Annotated in this window: 17 protein-coding genes, 1 tRNA gene and 1 pseudogene; 14 read left to right on the top strand and 5 right to left on the bottom strand. The window is 59.2% G+C overall.

Annotation, left to right across the window (positions count from 1 at the left end):
• Positions 1 to 11 precede the first annotated feature (11 nt).
• From rbsK to HBR93_RS09675, 3 genes are read left to right on the top strand one after another with little or no spacing between them, the layout of a single operon-like run.
• Positions 12 to 929: a ribokinase gene (gene rbsK, locus HBR93_RS09685; RefSeq protein WP_169960202.1), complete on the top strand. Its 918-nt coding sequence runs from the start codon at positions 12 to 14 to the stop codon at positions 927 to 929.
• Positions 926 to 1,327 carry a D-ribose pyranase gene (gene rbsD / locus HBR93_RS09680; protein WP_057438630.1) on the top strand — a complete coding sequence of 134 codons (402 nt, stop codon included), beginning with the start codon at positions 926 to 928 and terminating at the stop codon, positions 1,325 to 1,327. Before rbsK ends, rbsD begins: the two co-directional genes overlap by 4 nt.
• Before the next feature lie 28 nt (positions 1,328 to 1,355).
• Complete coding sequence (locus HBR93_RS09675; RefSeq protein WP_057438631.1) at positions 1,356 to 2,384, top strand: nucleoside hydrolase; 1,029 nt, start codon at positions 1,356 to 1,358, stop codon at positions 2,382 to 2,384.
• Between the two features lie 33 nt (positions 2,385 to 2,417).
• On the opposite strand, the gene HBR93_RS09670 is transcribed toward HBR93_RS09675, so the two are convergent.
• A complete protein-coding gene (locus tag HBR93_RS09670) occupies positions 2,418 to 2,630 on the bottom strand; it encodes a hypothetical protein (RefSeq protein WP_029294233.1) in 213 nt (70 codons plus the stop codon).
• Positions 2,631 to 2,765: 135 nt separating this feature from the next.
• Here HBR93_RS09670 and HBR93_RS09665 point away from each other — a divergent pair, with 135 nt between their 5' ends.
• Complete coding sequence (locus HBR93_RS09665; RefSeq protein ID WP_057438632.1) at positions 2,766 to 3,071, top strand: hypothetical protein; 306 nt, start codon at positions 2,766 to 2,768, stop codon at positions 3,069 to 3,071.
• A gap of 147 nt (positions 3,072 to 3,218) precedes the next feature.
• Entirely contained in the window at positions 3,219 to 3,539 is a 321-nt protein-coding gene (locus tag HBR93_RS09660; RefSeq protein WP_057438633.1) for an I78 family peptidase inhibitor, read from the top strand.
• A 72-nt stretch (positions 3,540 to 3,611) separates the two neighbouring features.
• Here HBR93_RS09660 and HBR93_RS09655 read toward each other — a convergent pair whose 3' ends face one another.
• Together HBR93_RS09655 and HBR93_RS09650 are read right to left on the bottom strand one after the other, a co-directional pair.
• Positions 3,612 to 3,824, bottom strand: coding sequence for a cold-shock protein (locus HBR93_RS09655; RefSeq protein ID WP_007905882.1), 213 nt, complete (start codon positions 3,822 to 3,824; stop codon positions 3,612 to 3,614).
• A gap of 289 nt (positions 3,825 to 4,113) precedes the next feature.
• Complete coding sequence (locus HBR93_RS09650; RefSeq protein ID WP_029294244.1) at positions 4,114 to 4,425, bottom strand: hypothetical protein; 312 nt, start codon at positions 4,423 to 4,425, stop codon at positions 4,114 to 4,116.
• A gap of 349 nt (positions 4,426 to 4,774) precedes the next feature.
• On the opposite strand from HBR93_RS09650, the gene thrS reads away from it, so the two are divergent.
• The 9 genes from thrS (at position 4,775) to HBR93_RS09605 (ending at position 12,229) form a co-directional block, all read left to right on the top strand.
• Positions 4,775 to 6,697 (top strand): threonine--tRNA ligase, encoded by a 1,923-nt coding sequence (gene thrS / locus HBR93_RS09645; RefSeq protein WP_057960165.1) that lies wholly within the window; start codon positions 4,775 to 4,777, stop codon positions 6,695 to 6,697.
• On the top strand, positions 6,697 to 7,248 hold the full coding sequence (gene infC / locus HBR93_RS09640) for a translation initiation factor IF-3 (RefSeq protein WP_169960276.1): 552 nt from the start codon (positions 6,697 to 6,699) through the stop codon (positions 7,246 to 7,248). The genes thrS and infC overlap by 1 nt, the downstream gene beginning before the upstream one ends.
• Positions 7,249 to 7,308: 60 nt before the next feature.
• Positions 7,309 to 7,503, top strand: a complete 195-nt coding sequence (gene rpmI / locus HBR93_RS09635; RefSeq protein ID WP_002553160.1) for a 50S ribosomal protein L35 — start codon at positions 7,309 to 7,311, stop codon at positions 7,501 to 7,503.
• A 29-nt stretch (positions 7,504 to 7,532) separates the two neighbouring features.
• The gene (gene rplT, locus HBR93_RS09630) at positions 7,533 to 7,889 is read left to right on the top strand and encodes a 50S ribosomal protein L20 (protein WP_003174975.1); all 357 of its coding nucleotides are present in this window, start codon (positions 7,533 to 7,535) and stop codon (positions 7,887 to 7,889) included.
• Positions 7,890 to 7,997: 108 nt separating this feature from the next.
• Positions 7,998 to 9,014: a phenylalanine--tRNA ligase subunit alpha gene (gene pheS, locus HBR93_RS09625; protein ID WP_057438636.1), complete on the top strand. Its 1,017-nt coding sequence runs from the start codon at positions 7,998 to 8,000 to the stop codon at positions 9,012 to 9,014.
• Between the two features lie 26 nt (positions 9,015 to 9,040).
• Positions 9,041 to 11,419 carry a phenylalanine--tRNA ligase subunit beta gene (pheT, locus tag HBR93_RS09620; protein ID WP_169960201.1) on the top strand — a complete coding sequence of 793 codons (2,379 nt, stop codon included), beginning with the start codon at positions 9,041 to 9,043 and terminating at the stop codon, positions 11,417 to 11,419.
• Between the two features lie 3 nt (positions 11,420 to 11,422).
• Complete coding sequence (ihfA, locus tag HBR93_RS09615; RefSeq protein WP_002553164.1) at positions 11,423 to 11,725, top strand: integration host factor subunit alpha; 303 nt, start codon at positions 11,423 to 11,425, stop codon at positions 11,723 to 11,725.
• Positions 11,706 to 12,062 (top strand): MerR family transcriptional regulator, encoded by a 357-nt coding sequence (locus HBR93_RS09610; RefSeq protein ID WP_003174972.1) that lies wholly within the window; start codon positions 11,706 to 11,708, stop codon positions 12,060 to 12,062. Before ihfA ends, HBR93_RS09610 begins: the two co-directional genes overlap by 20 nt.
• 90 nt (positions 12,063 to 12,152) lie before the next feature.
• Positions 12,153 to 12,229 (top strand) — tRNA-Pro (locus HBR93_RS09605).
• A gap of 742 nt (positions 12,230 to 12,971) precedes the next feature.
• Here the strand turns inward: HBR93_RS09605 and HBR93_RS26920 are convergent.
• Together HBR93_RS26920 and HBR93_RS09600 are read right to left on the bottom strand one after the other, a co-directional pair.
• Positions 12,972 to 13,055, bottom strand: a pseudogene (locus HBR93_RS26920) (phosphate ABC transporter ATP-binding protein); the annotation flags it as partial.
• A 71-nt stretch (positions 13,056 to 13,126) separates the two neighbouring features.
• A complete protein-coding gene (locus HBR93_RS09600; RefSeq protein ID WP_169960200.1) occupies positions 13,127 to 18,079 on the bottom strand; it encodes a hemagglutinin repeat-containing protein in 4,953 nt (1,650 codons plus the stop codon).
• Positions 18,080 to 18,091: the final 12 nt, after the last annotated feature.

Genomic DNA, 18,091 nt, shown 5'->3' with positions numbered 1-18,091 from the left:
AGTATTGACGTATGCCAGCAACAGTAGTGGTAGTGGGCAGTTTGAACATGGACCTGGTGACCCGGGCCAGCCGGCTGCCTCGCGGCGGTGAGACCCTGGTTGGCCAGTCGTTTGCCACTGTCCCGGGCGGCAAGGGCGCCAATCAGGCGGTCGCTGCGGCGCGCCTGGGGGCTGAGGTTGCGATGATCGGCTGCATAGGCAGCGATGCCTACGGCGCTCAATTGCGCGATGCATTGCTGGTGGAAGGGATCGACTGTCAGGCCGTCAGTGAGGTGCCGGGTTCCAGTGGTGTCGCGCTGATTGTGGTGGATGACAGCAGTCAGAATGCGATCGTGATTGTGGCCGGCAGCAACGGCCAACTGACCCCCGCGTCGCTGTTGGCGTTCGACGCCGTGCTGCAGGCGGCCGAGGTGATTGTCTGCCAGCTCGAAGTGCCCATGGACACCGTGGGGTATGCCCTCAAGCGTGGCCGTGAGTTGGGTAAGACGGTGATCCTCAACCCGGCGCCCGCCAGCGGCCCGCTGCCGGCAGACTGGTACGCCTGCATTGACTACTTGATCCCCAACGAAAGTGAAGCATCGGCCTTGAGCGGGGTGCCGGTCGATTCCCTGGACTCCGCCAAGGTTGCGGCGACCCATCTGCTCAAAGCCGGGGCGGGCAAGGTCATCGTGACCCTGGGTTCGCAGGGGGCGCTGTTCGCCGACGGTCAAGGGTTCGAGCACCTGTTGGCGCCCAAAGTGCAGGCCGTGGATACCACGGCGGCAGGCGACACCTTTGTCGGTGGCTTTGCGGCAGCGCTGGCCAGCGGCCAGAGCGAGGCCGAGGCCATCCGGTTTGGCCAGGTCGCGGCGGCCCTGTCGGTCACCCGCGCCGGCGCCCAACCCTCTATTCCTACGCTGCATGACGTCGAAGGCTTTGTTCGCCCATGAAAAAGACCCCATTGCTCAATATTGCCCTGTCGCGGCTGATCGCCTCCCTTGGTCATGGCGACATCCTGGTGATCGGCGATGCCGGCCTGCCAGTGCCGCCGGGTGTGGAGTTGATCGACCTGGCGCTGACCCAGGGTATTCCTGACTTCATCAGCACCTTGCGCGTGGTGCTCAGCGAGATGCAGGTGGAAAGCCACGTACTGGCCGAGGAACTCTTGCACAAGCAGCCACCGGCGCTGGCTGACCTCAATGCCCTGGACCAGGGCGAACTGGGCGAGCGTCGCTTGCTGAGTCATGACGCGTTCAAGCTGCTCAGCCACAAGGCGCGCGCGGTGGTGCGCACAGGCGAGTGCCAGCCCTACTGTAATATCGCGCTGGTGTCTGGCGTGACTTTCTAGCGTTTCCCACAATGACAAGGAGTGCGTCATGCAACGTAGAACCCCAACCCTGCGACACCTGTTTCGGAGTGTGCTGCTTTTGTCCGTGCTAACTGCTGCAAGCGCCCAGGCGGCGGAAAAAATCGACCTGATCATTGATACCGACCCGGGCGCAGACGACGTGGTCGCGCTGCTGTTTGCGATGGCGTCCCCGCAGGAGCTGAATATCCGGGCGTTGACCACCGTGGCCGGCAACGTGCGGCTGGACAAGACCTCGCGCAACGCACGGTTGGCCCGTGAGTGGGCAGGGCGTGAAGAGATTCCGGTGTATGCCGGCGCGCCACAGCCGCTGCTGCGCACGCCGATTTATGCCGAGAATATCCATGGCAAGGAAGGTATTTCCGGTGTCACCGTGCACGAGCCGAAAAAAGGCCTGGCCGAAGGCAATGCGGTCGACTACCTGATCAAGACCCTGAGCACCGCCAAGCCCCATAGCATCACCATTGCCATGCTAGGCCCACAAACCAACCTGGCCCTGGCGTTGACCCAGGCACCGGAAATCACCCAGGGCATCAAGGAAGTGGTGGTCATGGGCGGCGCGCACTTCAACGGCGGCAACATTACGCCGGTGGCCGAGTTCAACCTGTTTGCCGATCCGGTGGCTGCTGAAATCGTCCTCAAAAGTGGCGTCAAGCTGACTTACCTGCCGCTGGACGTGACCCACAAGATCCTCACCAGCGAAGCGCGTCTGAAGCAGATCGCCGACTTGAACAACAACGCCAGCAAGATAGTGGGCAGTATTCTCAACGAATACGTCAAAGGGGATATGGAGCACTACGGTATGACAGGTGGCCCGGTGCATGACGCCACCGTGATCGGCTATCTGCTCAAGCCCGAGCTGTTCACCGGACGCCAGGCCAACATGGTGGTCGATAGCCGCGAAGGCCCGACGTTCGGCCAGACCATCGTCGATTGGTACGATGGCCTCAAGCACGATAAAAACGTGTTTTGGGTGGAAAACGGCGACGCCCAGGGGTTTTTCGACTTGCTCACCGAGCGCCTTGCGCGCCTGAAGTAAGCTGCCTGCCGGTCGGCGCTCGTCGACCGGTAACTATTCGCGCAGAGGGTCTTCGACCCCCATATGGTCGGCCGGGTATTTCTCGAATATCTGGCCGATAAAGGCCTGCGCTGCCTGGGTACCCAGCTCCTTGACCAGCAGGTCGATGCCGATGATCGCCAACTCTTCCGGGCTGCCCGGGCTGTAGGAGCTTTGCCCTTGGGGCCACTTGGCTTTGATGTCGGCATTGATGGTAACGATGGTCATCGGGTTCTCGCGGCTCGCAAAGGCTGGACAGGCCTGCAGAGTTAACCATTTTGCGCTGCGTTTGGCACTGCTACTTAGGCATGAGGGGGACGCTGTGCGACACTGGCCCCCTGTTTAATTACCAGGACACGCCACGTGCACATCGACTTGACCAACCCCAAGAGCCTCACATTGGAGGCTGTTCGCCAAATGATTGCCAGTGCCAGCGACGATCAGCACACCCAGCTACGGGTTACCAAGGCCGGTATCGCCTATATCTCTTCCTGTGTGGTGGGAGGGATGCAGATTGATGGGTTGTTGTTTCGCCTGGAGACCTGGGCAGCTGGGTCTGGCTATGTCGGCAAGGTGGCGGCCAGTGATGAGGTGTGGGTGATGCAGATTTTCAATGCGCTGAAGCAGAACTGGCCAAAGCCGCCGTTTGACTACATCGACATCTACTGAGATTTATTCATATCTGGTGACGATTGATTCATCAAGCCATGGCGTAGAGTCAGGCAGACTCGCCTACAGCCAATTGTGACAATTCTGAAACCAATTGGCCAAATCACGGTCGCACGATCTCTGTCCATTTTTCTCAAAGGAGGCTTCATGCCTTGGAAGCTCGCATCATTCGGTACCTTGTTGGCGGCAGCCGTCCTCGCGGGTTGCAGTACTTCGGGTACCTCCGAGCCGGCCAAAGACACGGCCGCGGCTGAGCCTGTTCACACGCGCTGTGAATCGCAGGCTGCGCAGTTCGCCATCGGCCAGAAGGCCTCGCCGCAATTGCTGGAGCAGGCCCGTACCCGTGCCGGTGCGCAGAATGCCCGTATTCTCAAGCCCAACGACATGATCACCCTCGAATACCGTTCCGATCGCCTGAACCTCAACACCGATGACAATCTAGTGATCACCCGCGTCAACTGCGGCTGATAACACAACGCTTTTGTGTCACCCATAAAAAACCCCGTCACATGGACGGGGTTTTTTAGATCGGCGTAGAGATTACTCTGCGCGAACCTGTGCAGCTTGCATACCCTTTTGGCCTTTCTCAGCCACGAAGGAAACGGTTTGGCCTTCTTTCAGGCTTTTGAAACCGTCGCTTTCGATAGCTTTGAAGTGTACGAACAGGTCGTCACCGCCACCTTGAGGAGTGATGAAGCCGAAGCCTTTTTCATCGTTGAACCATTTAACGGTGCCGGTTTGGCGATTAGACATGGTGTATCTCCAAGAAACATATATTTTCAGTAGTACTGTGCTGCTCAGGCCAACTGGGCACACTGGGCTATCATAGTCGAAATGTCCGGCTTGGGAGCCCCCCCAAGGCACTGTTTGCCAATCAAACGCGTTATCTTCAGTGCCCTGGATGGCTGTAAGCCCCGGTTTACGGGGCTTTAGCGAGAAATATCAGCTAGTAAAAAAAGCCGTAAAAGCAATGTAAATTGTGAGAAATAGCAGTTTTCAGCGGGTTTTCAGGCCATTTTTTCGGTCTGATTTCTCGCCACGCTTACTTTTTCTTCACGACCTTGCAGGACGAAATAGCTGCGACGGCTTTGTTTTTCAGCTCCGCGCTGGCGTTCTGGTTGGTCATCAGTTCCTTGATTTCCGCAGTGCTCAATTCAGCGTTGATTTTATCCGCGCCACATTCGCAATGGGCTTTGGCGGTTTTGGCATCAACGTTCTGGCTGGCGGCGGCGCTGCAGTCCTGGACAAAGCTATCCCGGGCGCCTGCAGGCCAGTTGGACGGGGCGGCGGCTTGAGCGCCAATGGAGAACAGGGCCAGGGAAGCGGCAAGGGCGAAGATCGAGGTGCTGCGCATGGTTAGATGCTCCTTGAGTCGAGATGACGGACGGCGATTTTCAGTGTGTTTGAGGCCTGACGTACAGCCCAAGTTCACTTTTGCCTGTAAAAGCCTGGAGTTTGCCTTTGCGCGGCGGTGGGGCGGCGCTATGACCGTTCATCTGTGCTAGCATCAGCGACCTGGCTTTTTTCGTGCCGGTTTTTTTTGTTTAACTCCAGTCACTCTGGTTCGATTATCGGTTGGCCGAAAGGCTCCTGCCGCTGTAAGGCAGGCGTTCAGCAATGAACGGCCTGGTGTTGGATCTTGTACTGGCTCATCCCAACCCACGTGACCTTTGGTAGGGGTCACCACTAGGAGAGGAGGCGCCATGCCAACTATTACTCTTCCCGACGGCAGTCAACGTTCATTCGATCATCCGGTTTCCGTAGCCGAGGTCGCCGCATCCATTGGTGCAGGCCTGGCCAAGGCCACCGTGGCCGGCAAGGTCGACGGCAAGCTGGTTGACGCCAGCGACCTGATCACCAGCGACGTCAGCCTGCAAATCATCACGCCCAAGGATCAAGAGGGGCTGGAGATCATTCGCCACTCTTGCGCGCACCTGATTGGCCATGCGGTCAAACAGCTGTACCCCACCGCGAAGATGGTGATCGGCCCGGTCATCGACGAAGGCTTCTATTACGATATCGCCTACGAGCGTCCTTTCACGCCGGACGATATGGCCGCCATCGAAGCGCGCATGCACGCGCTGATCGAGAAAGATTACGACGTCATCAAGAAAGTCACGCCACGCGCCGAAGTGATCGACGTGTTCACTGCCCGTGGTGAGGATTACAAGCTGCGTCTGGTGGAAGACATGCCGGACGAACAGGCCATGGGCCTGTATTACCACGAAGAATATGTCGACATGTGCCGTGGCCCGCACGTGCCGAATACGCGCTTCCTCAAATCGTTCAAGCTGACCAAGCTGTCCGGTGCCTACTGGCGCGGCGATGCGAAAAACGAGCAACTGCAGCGGGTCTATGGCACCGCCTGGGCTGACAAGAAGCAGCTGGCGGCCTACATCCAGCGCATCGAAGAAGCCGAGAAGCGCGATCACCGTAAAATCGGTAAGCGCCTGAACCTGTTCCACCTCCAGGAAGAAGCGCCGGGCATGGTGTTCTGGCACCCGAACGGCTGGACCCTGTACCAGGTGCTTGAGCAGTACATGCGCAAGGTGCAGCGTGAAAACGGCTATCTGGAGATCAAGACGCCGCAAGTGGTTGACCGTAGCCTGTGGGAGAAATCCGGGCACTGGGCCAACTACGCCGACAACATGTTCACCACCGAGTCGGAAAGCCGCGACTACGCCATCAAGCCGATGAACTGCCCTTGCCACGTGCAAGTGTTCAATCAGGGCTTGAAGAGCTACCGCGAGCTGCCGATGCGCCTGGCCGAGTTCGGTGCCTGCCACCGTAACGAGCCATCGGGTGCACTGCACGGCATCATGCGTGTGCGCGGTTTCACTCAGGACGACGCCCACATCTTCTGCACCGAAGAGCAGATGCAGGCCGAATCCGCCGCGTTCATCAAGCTGACCATGGACGTTTATCGCGATTTCGGCTTTACCGACGTCGAAATGAAGCTGTCCACTCGTCCGGAAAAACGCGTCGGTTCCGACGAGTTGTGGGATCGCGCCGAAGCTGCACTGGCCGCTGCGCTAGATAGTGCGGGCCTTGCGTACGATCTGCAGCCGGGTGAGGGCGCCTTCTACGGTCCTAAAATCGAGTTCTCGCTGAAAGATTGCCTTGGCCGTGTCTGGCAATGTGGTACCTTGCAGCTCGATTTTAACCTGCCGATCCGTCTGGGAGCCGAATACGTCTCCGAAGACAACAGCCGTAAACACCCGGTTATGCTGCACCGGGCGATCCTCGGCTCATTCGAACGGTTCGTCGGGATCCTGATCGAGCACTACGAGGGCGCGTTCCCTGCGTGGCTGGCTCCGACTCAGGCAGTGATCATGAATATCACTGATAAACAGGCCGATTTTGCTGCTGAAGTTGAAAAAACACTCAACGAAAGCGGATTTCGTGCCAAGTCCGACTTGAGAAATGAAAAGATCGGCTTTAAAATCCGCGAGCATACTTTGCTCAAGGTTCCCTATCTTTTGGTTATCGGAGATCGGGAAGTCGAGATGCAGACTGTCGCTGTGCGTACTCGTGAAGGTGCTGACCTGGGCTCGATGCCCGTCGCCCAGTTCGCTGAGTTCCTCGCGCAAGCGGTTTCCCGGCGTGGTCGCCCAGATTCGGAGTAATTACTATTAAGCGTGAAATGAGACAAGATAAACGAGCTGCACCGAAAGCCCCGATCAACGAGAATATCTCGGCACGCGAGGTTCGGTTAATTGGGGCTGAGGGTGAGCAGCTTGGGATTGTGTCAATTGAAGACGCGCTTCTTAAGGCTGAAGAAGCCAAGCTCGATTTGGTGGAAATTTCCGCCGATGCTGTACCTCCTGTCTGCAAGCTGATGGATTACGGCAAGTCGATCTTCGAAAAGAAGAAGCAGATTGCCGCAGCCAAGAAAAACCAGAAGCAGATCCAGGTTAAAGAAATCAAGTTTCGTCCAGGGACGGAGGAAGGGGATTACCAGGTAAAACTGCGCAACCTGGTACGTTTCCTGAGTGATGGGGACAGGGCCAAGGTATCCTTGCGATTCCGCGGCCGTGAGATGGCCCACCAGGAGCTGGGTATGGAACTCCTCAAGCGGGTTGAAGCTGACCTGCTGGAGTACGGTTCCGTCGAACAGCATCCTAAGATGGAAGGACGCCAGCTGATCATGGTCATCGCCCCGAAAAAGAAGAAGTAATCAATAGGGCACGGCAGGCCTTCTGATTATGTTTATCAACTGAATGCGGAGTATCCGAACATGCCAAAGATGAAGACTAAAAGTGGTGCTGCTAAGCGGTTTCTGAAAACTGCTAACGGTATCAAGCACAAGCACGCTTTCAAGAGCCACATCCTGACCAAAATGTCGACCAAGCGTAAGCGTCAACTGCGCGGTAGCAGCTTGCTGCATCCGTCTGACGTGGCAAAAGTCGAGCGCATGCTGCGCCTTCGTTAATTTTGGATCAAGAATAGAGGAAGTAACTCATGGCTCGTGTAAAGCGTGGCGTCATTGCCCGTAAGCGTCACAAAAAAATTCTGAAACTCGCTAAAGGCTACTACGGCGCGCGTTCACGCGTATTCCGTGTTGCCAAGCAAGCGGTAATCAAGGCAGGCCAATACGCCTACCGTGACCGTCGTCAGAAAAAACGTCAGTTCCGCGCTCTGTGGATCGCTCGTATCAATGCTGGTGCTCGTGTTAACGGTCTGTCCTACAGCCGTTTCATCGCTGGCCTGAAAAAAGCGTCCATCGAAATCGACCGTAAGGTTCTGGCTGAACTGGCCGTGAACGAAAAAGCGGTGTTTGCTGCGATTGTCGAGAAAGCTAAAGCCACCTTGGCTTAAGTACCCCCGACAGTCACCCTGGGCTACTCCGTAGTCCAAGGTGGTAAACGTCATAAATAGGGGAAGAGCCTTCAAGCTCTTCCCCTATTTTGTATCTGGAGTCTGTACATGGAAAACCTGGACGCGCTGGTCGCTCAAGCTCTTGAGGCTGTGCAAAGCGCTGAAGATATCAATGCCCTGGAGCAAATCCGGGTTCAATACCTTGGCAAGAAAGGTGAGTTGACTCAGGTGATGAAGACCCTGGGCAATCTGCCGGCCGAAGAGCGCCCGCAAGTCGGTGCGCTGATCAACGTTGCCAAGGAGCGTGTCACAGAGGTTCTCAATGCACGCAAGGCGTTGTTCGAGGAGGCCGATCTTGCGGCCAAGCTCGCCGCCGAGTCCATTGACGTGACCCTGCCGGGCCGCGGCCAGACCTCTGGCGGTCTGCATCCGGTGACCCGGACTCTGGAACGTATCGAGCAGTTCTTTACCCACATCGGCTACGGCATTGCCGAAGGCCCTGAGGTCGAAGACGACTATCACAACTTCGAGGCGCTCAACATCCCAGGCCATCACCCGGCCCGGTCGATGCACGACACCTTCTATTTCAATGCGAACATGCTGTTGCGCACCCATACCTCGCCGGTACAGGTCCGCACCATGGAATCGCAGCAGCCGCCGATCCGCATCGTCTGCCCAGGCCGTGTGTACCGTAGCGACTCCGATATCACCCACTCGCCGATGTTCCACCAGGTCGAAGGCCTGCTGGTTGATCGCGACATCAATTTCGCCGACCTCAAAGGCACCATCGAAGAATTCCTGCGGGTGTTCTTCGAAAAAGAGCTGGCGGTACGTTTCCGCCCGTCCTACTTCCCGTTCACCGAGCCATCCGCCGAAGTCGATATGGAGTGCGTGATGTGCAGCGGTAAAGGCTGCCGTGTCTGCAAACAGACCGGCTGGCTGGAAGTCATGGGGTGCGGGATGGTTCACCCCAACGTGCTGCGCATGTCCGGGATCGACCCGGAAGAGTTCTCGGGCTTTGCCTTCGGCATGGGCGTCGAGCGTCTGGCCATGCTGCGTTACGGCGTGAACGACTTGCGCCTGTTCTTCGACAACGACTTGCGGTTCCTCGCGCAATTTCGCTAGTCGTAACGAACCTTTAGGAGAGCAGGATGAAATTCAGTGAACAATGGCTGCGTGGCTGGGTAAGCCCGCAGGTAAATCGCGATGAGCTGGTTGCTCGTCTGTCGATGGCCGGTCTTGAGGTCGATAGCGTTACGCCGGCCGCCGGTGTTTTCAGCGGTGTAGTGGTGGGCGAGGTGCTCAGCACCGAGCAGCACCCGGACGCCGACAAGTTGCGTGTGTGCCAGGTCAGCAACGGCGCTGAAACCTTCCAGGTTGTGTGCGGTGCGCCAAACGTGCGCCCGGGCCTGAAAATCCCGTTCGCGATGATCGGTGCCGAACTGCCTGGTGACTTCAAGATCAAGAAAGCCAAGCTGCGTGGCGTCGAGTCCAGCGGCATGTTGTGCTCCCAGGCGGAGTTGCAGGTGGGCGAAGGCAATGATGGCTTGATGGAGCTGCCGGCCGATGCGCCCGTGGGCCAGGACATCCGTGCCTACCTCGACCTGGAAGACGCCAGCATCGAAGTCGACCTGACTCCGAACCGTGGCGACTGCCTGTCCCTGGCCGGTCTGGCCCGTGAAGTCGGTGCGCTGTACGGCGTGCCTGTCACACGTCCAGCAGTGACCGCGGTCCCGGCAGTCCACGACGAAGTGCGTTCCATCGAAGTGCTGGCGCCAAGCGCGTGCCCGCGCTACCTGGGCCGTGTCATTCGCAATGTCGACCTGTCCCGGCCGACCCCGCTGTGGATGGTTGAGCGCCTGCGTCGCGCAGACGTGCGCAGCATCGATGCTGCCGTCGACATCACCAACTACGTGATGCTGGAGCTGGGTCAACCGCTGCACGCCTTCGATCTGGCCGAGATCAACGGCGGGATTCGCGTGCGCATGGCCGAGGAAGGCGAAAAGCTGGTCTTGCTCGATGGCCAGGAAGTCACCCTGCGCAGCGATACCTTGGTGATTGCTGACCACTCCCGCGCCCTGGCCATTGCCGGTGTGATGGGGGGTGAGCACAGTGGCGTGTCGGCGACGACCCGTGACGTGTTCCTTGAAAGCGCGTTCTTCGACCAGATCGCTGTGGCAGGCAAGGCCCGTTCCTACGGCCTGCACACCGATGCCTCGCACCGCTACGAGCGTGGTGTGGACTGGCAGCTGGCCCGTGAAGCCATGGAGCGTGCCACCGGCCTGCTGCTGGAAATCACCGGCGGTGAAGCTGGCCCGATTACCGAGACTGTCAACGAGCAGTACTTGCCGTCGATCGCACCGGTGACGCTGCGCGCCCAACGCGTCGAGCAGATGCTCGGCCTGGTGATCGAGGAAGCGCAAATCGTCAGTCTGCTGACCGGCCTCGGCCTGGGCATCAGCGCTGATGGGGCAGGGCAGTGGCGCGTAGAAGTGCCGAGCCATCGCTTCGATATCAGCCTTGAAGTCGACCTGATCGAAGAACTGGCCCGCCTGTACGGCTACAACCGCCTGCCGGTTCGTTACCCGCAAGCGCGCCTGGCCCCACAGCCCAAGACCGAGGCCCGTGCGCACCTGCCGGAGCTGCGTCGTCTGCTGGTCGCCCGCGGTTATCAGGAAGCGGTGACCTACAGCTTCATTGATCCCAAGCAGTTCGAACTGTTCAGCCCGGGTGTCGAGCCGCTGTTGCTGGCCAACCCGATCTCCAACGACATGGCGGCTATGCGTTCGTCCCTGTGGCCAGGCCTGGTGAAAGCACTTTCCCATAACCTGAACCGTCAGCAGGATCGCGTGCGCATGTTCGAAAGCGGCCTGCGCTTTGTCGGCCAATTGGACGGCTTGAAGCAGGAGCCGATGCTGGCCGGTGTGGTCTGCGGCAGCCGTCTGCCTGAGGGTTGGGCCCAGGGGCGCGATCCGGTGGACTTCTTCGACGTCAAGGCTGACGTGGAAGCGGTGCTGGGCTTTGCCGGCGCGCTGGATGCCTTCGCATTTGTCCCGGGCAGCCACCCGGCATTGCATCCAGGCCAGACTGCGCGCATCGAGCGTGAAGGCCGCCTGGTCGGTTTCGTTGGCGCTATCCACCCTGAACTGTCGAAAACCCTCGGTCTTGACCGTCCGGTGTTCGTCTTCGAGTTGGTGTTGGCTGAAGTCGCTGCGGGCAAGATGCCTAAATTCAGCGAGCTGTCGCGTTTCCCGGAAGTGCGTCGTGACCTCGCCCTGGTGGCGGATCGTGATGTGGCGGCCAGTGCCGTGCTGGAAGTAATCCGAGAAAATGCAGGCGAATGGCTGACGGACCTCAGGCTATTTGACGTCTATCAGGGTAAAGGCATTGATCCGCATAGAAAAAGCCTTGCAGTTGGCTTGACCTGGCAGCATCCATCGCGCACTCTTAATGACGATGAGGTGAATACCACGACGCAAAATATCCTCACCTCGCTCGAACAAAGGTTGAACGCCACGTTAAGGAAGTGACGTATGGGGGCTTTGACGAAAGCTGAGATGGCGGAACGTCTGTACGAAGAGTTGGGTCTGAACAAGCGCGAGGCCAAGGAATTGGTCGAGCTGTTTTTTGAAGAAATCAGGCACGCTCTGGAAGACAACGAACAGGTCAAATTGTCCGGTTTCGGCAATTTTGACCTGCGGGACAAACGCCAGCGGCCTGGCCGCAATCCAAAAACGGGAGAAGAAATCCCGATCACGGCTCGCCGTGTGGTCACCTTTCGTCCAGGGCAGAAGTTGAAGGCCCGAGTTGAGGCTTATGCTGGAACCAAGTCATAACGACGAGCTACCCGTCATCCCAGGCAAACGCTACTTCACCATTGGTGAAGTCAGCGAGCTATGTGCGGTAAAACCGCACGTGCTGCGCTATTGGGAGCAGGAGTTTCCTCAACTCAACCCCGTCAAACGCACCGGGAACCGTCGGTATTATCAGCGCCAGGATGTGCTGATGATCCGACAGATCCGCGCGTTACTGTACGACCAGGGGTTCACCATCAGCGGCGCACGCCAGCGTATGTCCGGTGATGAAGCCAAAGACGACACCACCCAATACAAGCAATTGATCCGCCAGATGATCTCCGAACTGGAAGATGTACTGGTGGTTTTGAAAAAGTGAAACAAGCCTTTAAAATACTTCCACATTTCAAATGCTTGCGGTATATTCCTGATCGCTTCGTTACGAAGCGAACCCAGTTTCACGCCTAGTCGGGGCGTAGCGCAGTCCGGTAGCGCACTAGCATGGGGTGCTAGGGGTCGAGTGTTCGAATCACTCCGTCCCGACCATATTTTTTTAAAAAAATCCAATCACTTAGCGGTGGTTGGATTTTTTTATGTCTGCTGATTTTGTGCGAAAGAAAAATTTGCCCCCACTTTTGGCCCTACTCAGAATCCTACATTTCCGTCGTGTGAGAATTTGAGGAAGTGGTGATGATTAGGATGGGGAGTGCTGAACATCCGGAGCGATGTGACATTCAATCATCGACCTCCCTGATATCCAATGAGATGACTCCTTCGACTTGAGGCGTAGAACCAGGTTGCGGAAGCAGCTTCAGCACAGCGCGGGGAGGGTGCTTGCGCTTTTGGAGCCTCGCCCCAGCAACGGAGTTTATCTGGCGCCGAAGCTCGGGCAGGTCAGTCGCCTCAGGTTCTCCGGGAAGCTCTATCGCATCGCCTGGGCTCGATGTGTCAGGAGGGTAACCCTGATCAAGCTCAATGGAGCGTTCCTCTTCTAATTGGGCTTCTGGTCGTACTGGGGTAGGGGTCATGGCCCTGTGAGCCTCCACTTCCTGGGCGGCTAGCTCTAGAGAGTTGGAAGGTCCGATTTCTGGCGCGGAAGGTTGTGCCGGTTCTCCCTCCAAGATATTGGCCACACTGATTGCGATCTGCTCGTTGCTTGGTCGCGTAATGATTGCAGCCAGCTGCTTTTGCGATAGGTGCGTTAGTTTTGCAGTCCGTGCTAAAGCACTCTTGCGCACTGTTTTGTATGCTTTTTCGATTTCACGTTCTTTGGGTTCCGCGGGTGCCTGATAATGGCGGAGATGTGCTTTTCGTGGAAGTCGATGGATTTCAGCGAGCGTTGGTTAACATAGAAAAACTCTAATTCACGCATACGGACTTTGGTGTTTACGCGATCAGTAGTGGAAGCAGGATAGCCTCCTGCTTCCACGAGTGGATTGCTAGTTAATGGGTTTGCTGATCAATCCCGGCCTGTAACGCCTGGCTATCACTGTGCCCGCCGACCCTCAGCGGTCCAAGGTTGAAGGCTTGATCCTTACGTATGGCGTCGTCCTGTTTCTGGGTCAATTCGTCCTTGGCGCCCAGCACCAGGTTGACCGGTGACTTCGACAGGTTCAGCCCGACATCCGCTCGGTAATCGCTGCCGGCCAACGTCGTTGCCGTGACCTTGGAACCACCCAGGTCGACCTTGCCCTGGTCCGCGCTGATCCGGGCGCCAGTCAGGTGGGTTTCGCCACTCACCTGCAGGTTGACGCCTTGCGTGCGGATGCCCGACGCTTGAGTGACGCTGTCTTTCACCACATGGCTGACGTCCAGGTTCAACGTCGGGGTGTAGGACGTGTTGCCGCTCTTGTCGCCGAACAGCACGTTTTCGGTGGTATTGGCCACCGAACTGCCGGTGGTGTTTTTGCCGTTGACGGCGTAGCTGTCAGTGGTTTTTGGCCAGGCCTTTTCCTTGAGGTCGGACAGGCGAGTGCCCACGGCATCCTTCTTGTCCGCCAGGTAAGCCTTGGCTTTGTCCACGCTCGTACCGAAGGCGCCGCGGGGCTCGGGGTTCACGTTGTAGCTACCGCTGCGGGTGAGTTTTTCGCCCAGGCGTTCCTTGGCGTTGCCAACGCTGTTGACCACGCTGTCCTTGGCCGAGGCCAGGTGCTCGGTGCCCTTGTCCACGGCGTTCTCGAGCTTTTCGCGGTGCTTGTCAAACGCGCCCTCGGCCTTGGCTTGCACCTTGTCCTTGAGCGGGCCGCTGGCCTTGGCCAGTTTGTTGACCACGCCGGGTTGGTTTTTCTCGACATCAAGCTTGGCGTCGACGTTGACCTGGGTGCTGCTGACTTGATCCTTGCGGCTCTCGACGACGAGGTCGCCGCCCACTTTGCCGTTGACCTGATCGGCTTCAATTCGCGCGCCGGCCAGATGGGTGTCACCGGCACTGTTGATCACCACCTTATTCGCCTTGATCAGGCTGTCGTGCTGGGTGGTGCCTTGCAGGTGATCCACGTCGACCTTGGCCCGCGCATTGATGCCGTGCTGGGTCTTGGGGGTGTCATGTTCACCGGCGTCGGCCAGGGTGGTTTTGCCGCCGCTGCCGCCTGCGCCCAGGGTCACGCCCCAGCTCTTATGCGCCTGGGTCGATTGCGCCGACTCTTGCAGGATGCCGCCGTTTTGCGCATCCAGATTGACGCTGTCAGCCACTACCTGAGTGCCTTGCAGGTGGATCGCATCCGCCGCGTTGGCGCCGCTGGTGAGGCTCACCTTGCCGTTGCTGTGCAACTGCCCGCCGCTAACGCCTTGGTCGTTTTCGGCGACTTTGCCGATGTTGAAGTTGGCGCTCAGGCTGCCGGTGGTGCCGCTGCTTTCAGCGCTGCTGGTCTTGCTGGCCCCGACCGTCAGGCCGCCGCCCAGGTTGCTGCCGCTGCTCACGTGCGTAGCGGTGGCCGCTTGCAGATTCAGCTTGCCGCCAGCGTTGAGGCTGATGTCACCGGTCTTCGCGGTGCTGCTGCCGACCTGAGTACCCTGCAGGGTCATGTCGCCACCGCTGCTGAGCTGGATCGGGCCGTTGCCCTGCAGCGTCGCGACACGCGCCTGGCTGTCCTGGGTGTTCAGGCGCTTGTCGTCCAGTTGCACGCCGGCACCGAGGCTGGCGTTCGTACCGTTGCTGCCCGGGGCCGTGCCCACGGTCATAGAACCGCTGCCGCGCAGGCTGTTATTGGTGTTGCTTTGGGTATCGTTGGCCTGGTTCAGCGCCAATTCGCCACCGGCTTTGAGGTTGACGCCCGCCTGGCCGCCGTTGAACTGGCTGCCTTCATAACGCGCGTCGCCTTGGGTCTCGATGTTCACACCCTGGGCCCCGGCGTAGCTGCCGACCACCGCCGTGCTGCTGGATTCGCGCCCATCGCTGCTGCCGCCTGCGCCATTGCCGCGCACGTTCAAGTCTTCACCGGTGGTGGTGTAGACGCGCACGCCCACTTTGGCGTCAACGCCTTGCTCGCTGCTGGTGTGGGTGTTGGCGGCCGCCGTGGCGAGGTGCTCGCCGGCATTGATTTTCAGCCCGCCCTCACTGGCGCGGTACTGGGTGCCTTCATCTTTCACGGTGTTGGCGACATTGACCTGCACCGTGCCACCGCTGAACTGGCTGACCACGGCGGTACTGTCCTGCTGTGTGCGGGTCTTGTTGGTATGGCCGACTTCCACATCGAGCCCGACATTCGGTTGCTCGAAGGCATCCAGCAGGCCGGGCTGATGGAATTTGGCCTGGGCCACGCCGTCGACGGCTTTTTCGATCGGCCGGGTGATGCCTTTGTATTCAACATTGGCGCCGACGTCAGCGGTCCAACCGTTCTCTTTGTGGGTGCCGGTCTCGGTGTTATGCGCCGCCTGGTTATCGACCTGCGCCGCGTTGACCTGCAACTCAGAACCGGCCTTCACCTGCGCGCCCTGGCTGGTCAGGGTGTTGCCGGCGTTGATCGTCAGCGTGCCGGCCGACGCCACGCTGCTGGTTTGCGCGGTGGTTTTGTGGCTGGTGTCAGTGCTGCTCTGGTGGCTGAACTGCGCACCATTGCCGGCTCGGTCCAGGCCGCCGGTGTAATACACGCCGCCAGCGGTGGTGGTGGTGTCGGTTTGGCTACGGGTGCTGTCATCGGTCGCCAACAGTTCGACGTTTTTGCCGCTCACGGTCGCATCGCCCTGGGTCGCCTTCAGCTCGGAACCCTTGATGCTCACGTCGCCACCGGCCGTGACGGCCAGGCTGCCGCCGCTGAGGCTGGAAGCTTGCTGCTGGGTGGTGTCGGTCTTGCTGGCGTGCTGCTGATCTGCATAGTTCACACCCGCGCGGTACTGACGCGTGCCGTCGGCGGTTTCCTTGGCGTAGCCATCGAAACCCCGCGTGTGAGTGCTGGTAGTGGTGTGAGAGGTGTTTTGAGCCGACGCGACTTTGATGTCACCCTTGGCATTCGCTTGCAGTTCGCCTGCCGCAGAGACCTTGGAGCCGCTGACGCTGATGTCCTTGGCGCTTTGCAGTTTGAGGTTGCTGTCCGAGCGCAGGTTGCTGGCGACGACGGTGCTGTCCTTGAGGTTCTTGCGGCTTTCATCCTTGGAGATACCAAAGAACTTGCTGTCGTTGCTGTAGCTATTGTCGTGGGAGGTGTCTTGCACGCCGTCGATCACCAGCGAGCCTTTGTCGCTGATGACGCTGGCCTGTTGGCCACCACGCGCCTGGCTGCCGCTGATGCGCACGTCGTCCGCCTTGACGATCAGCTTGCCATCGGCATTGACCTTGCTGCCGGTGTTCAGGGTCTTGCCCTTATCGCCATCGCCGTTCTTGCCGAAGAAACTGCCGCCAGTCAGGTCGCCGGAGTAAGCGTTGTCGCTGCTGCTCTGGGTACGGCTGGCGCTGGTGATGTCGACTTGCCGAGCGGCCAATTGAATATCGCCCGCAGATTTCAGTTCGGCGCCTTGCAGTTGCAGTTTTTGCTGGCTGGTCAGCTCCAGGGCTTTGCCGGCCTTGAGGCTGCTGGTGACGCTGCGCTGTTCGCTGCTGGACTTGTCCCAGTTGGCTTTCCACAGGTGCTTGCGGTGGTTGCCCTGGTCGCGGGTTTCGTGGGTCTCGGTGGCGGCGCTCAGTTGCAGGTCGGCGCCGCTGTTGACGCGCAATGCGTCGCCTGCTTCGACCTTGCTGGCCTTGATCTCGGTGTTGGCGCCGGACGACAGCGTGGCATTTTGTTGTGCGACGACGTTGTTGGCGTGCTGACGCGAGTCCTTGTCGGTGGTGGTGCGGTCATAGGTTTCGTAGGTGAACAGGAAGTTGCTGTTGTTCCACTGCTCACGTTTTTCCTGAAGTTTTTGGCTTTCCAGGCTGCTGAGGGTGAGGTTGCGGCCGGCGTCGAGCTTGACGTTGCGTCCGCCGACGTCGGTGGCGGCGAGGCTCAAGTCTTTGGCACTGTGCAAGTCGACATCGCCCTGGCGGCTCTGCACACCGGCGCGGGTGGCGTCGAGGCTGTTGGCGTGGACCTGGCCGCTGATATCGAGGTCGCCGGCCGAGCTGACCTTCACCCCATCACGGCCCTCGACTTGCACCGCGCCCACGCGCACCCCGGCACCTTCGGCGGTGCTGATGATATTGATACGGCCGGCCTGCATTGCCCCGAACAGGCGGGCATCGATACGCTGGTCCTGGGTTTTGCTCGCCGGGTCGACCTGGCGCACCTGGGCGCTGGCGTAGTCGATCTGATTGCGGCCGACCGTGAGGTTCAATTGGTCACGCGCACTGAGGCGCCCCTCGCTGTCGATACGCGGCGCGATCAGGTTGATCGAACCCGCGCCGTTTTGCAGGCCCTGGCCCTGCACCGTCAGGTGGCCGCTTGCATCGCGAGTATTCAAGCCTTGCAGCTTGCCGTCGTTGAGCTCAGGGCGGCCCACTACGAGGTTGGCATTTGGGGTGTTGATGAAACTGCCGCCGTTGACGGAAATGCCATTGGGGTTGGCCAGCACATAATCGGCAGCCCGGCCAAAAACCTCCTGAGCGCCGTTGATGGCTGAGGCGTTGCGGCTCACCACTTCGTTGAGGATCACGCTCGCCGCCTGGCCCTGGAACTGCGGGTTGGCCGCCAGCTGCCCGGCGAGTTGCGATTGACCAGCCTGCAAGGCGTTGTTCAACACCACGCCCTGGCGGTCGACGTTGTAGTCCAGAAACTGGTTATGGGACAGGCCGCCGGCATTCGGCGCGACGATGTTGACGATGGGCACGCCGCCCTGGTTTTGCAGCTGCGGCGTACCGCCAGGCCCTTCGACGACGGTTAAGCCACCGGCCAGGACCAGCTGCGGCAGCAGGAACAGGCTGGCGATGGCCCAGCGCAGTTTGCCCTGGGGTGAAAGGTGAAATGTATGGGTGTCAGTCGGCATAAATAAATTCGC

This window comes from Pseudomonas sp. WS 5411 (genome assembly GCF_012985595.1).
GTDB lineage: Bacteria > Pseudomonadota > Gammaproteobacteria > Pseudomonadales > Pseudomonadaceae > Aquipseudomonas > Aquipseudomonas shahriarae.
The sequence above is the reverse complement of the archived record's forward strand: the minus strand, read 5'-3'. Positions and strand labels throughout refer to the sequence as shown.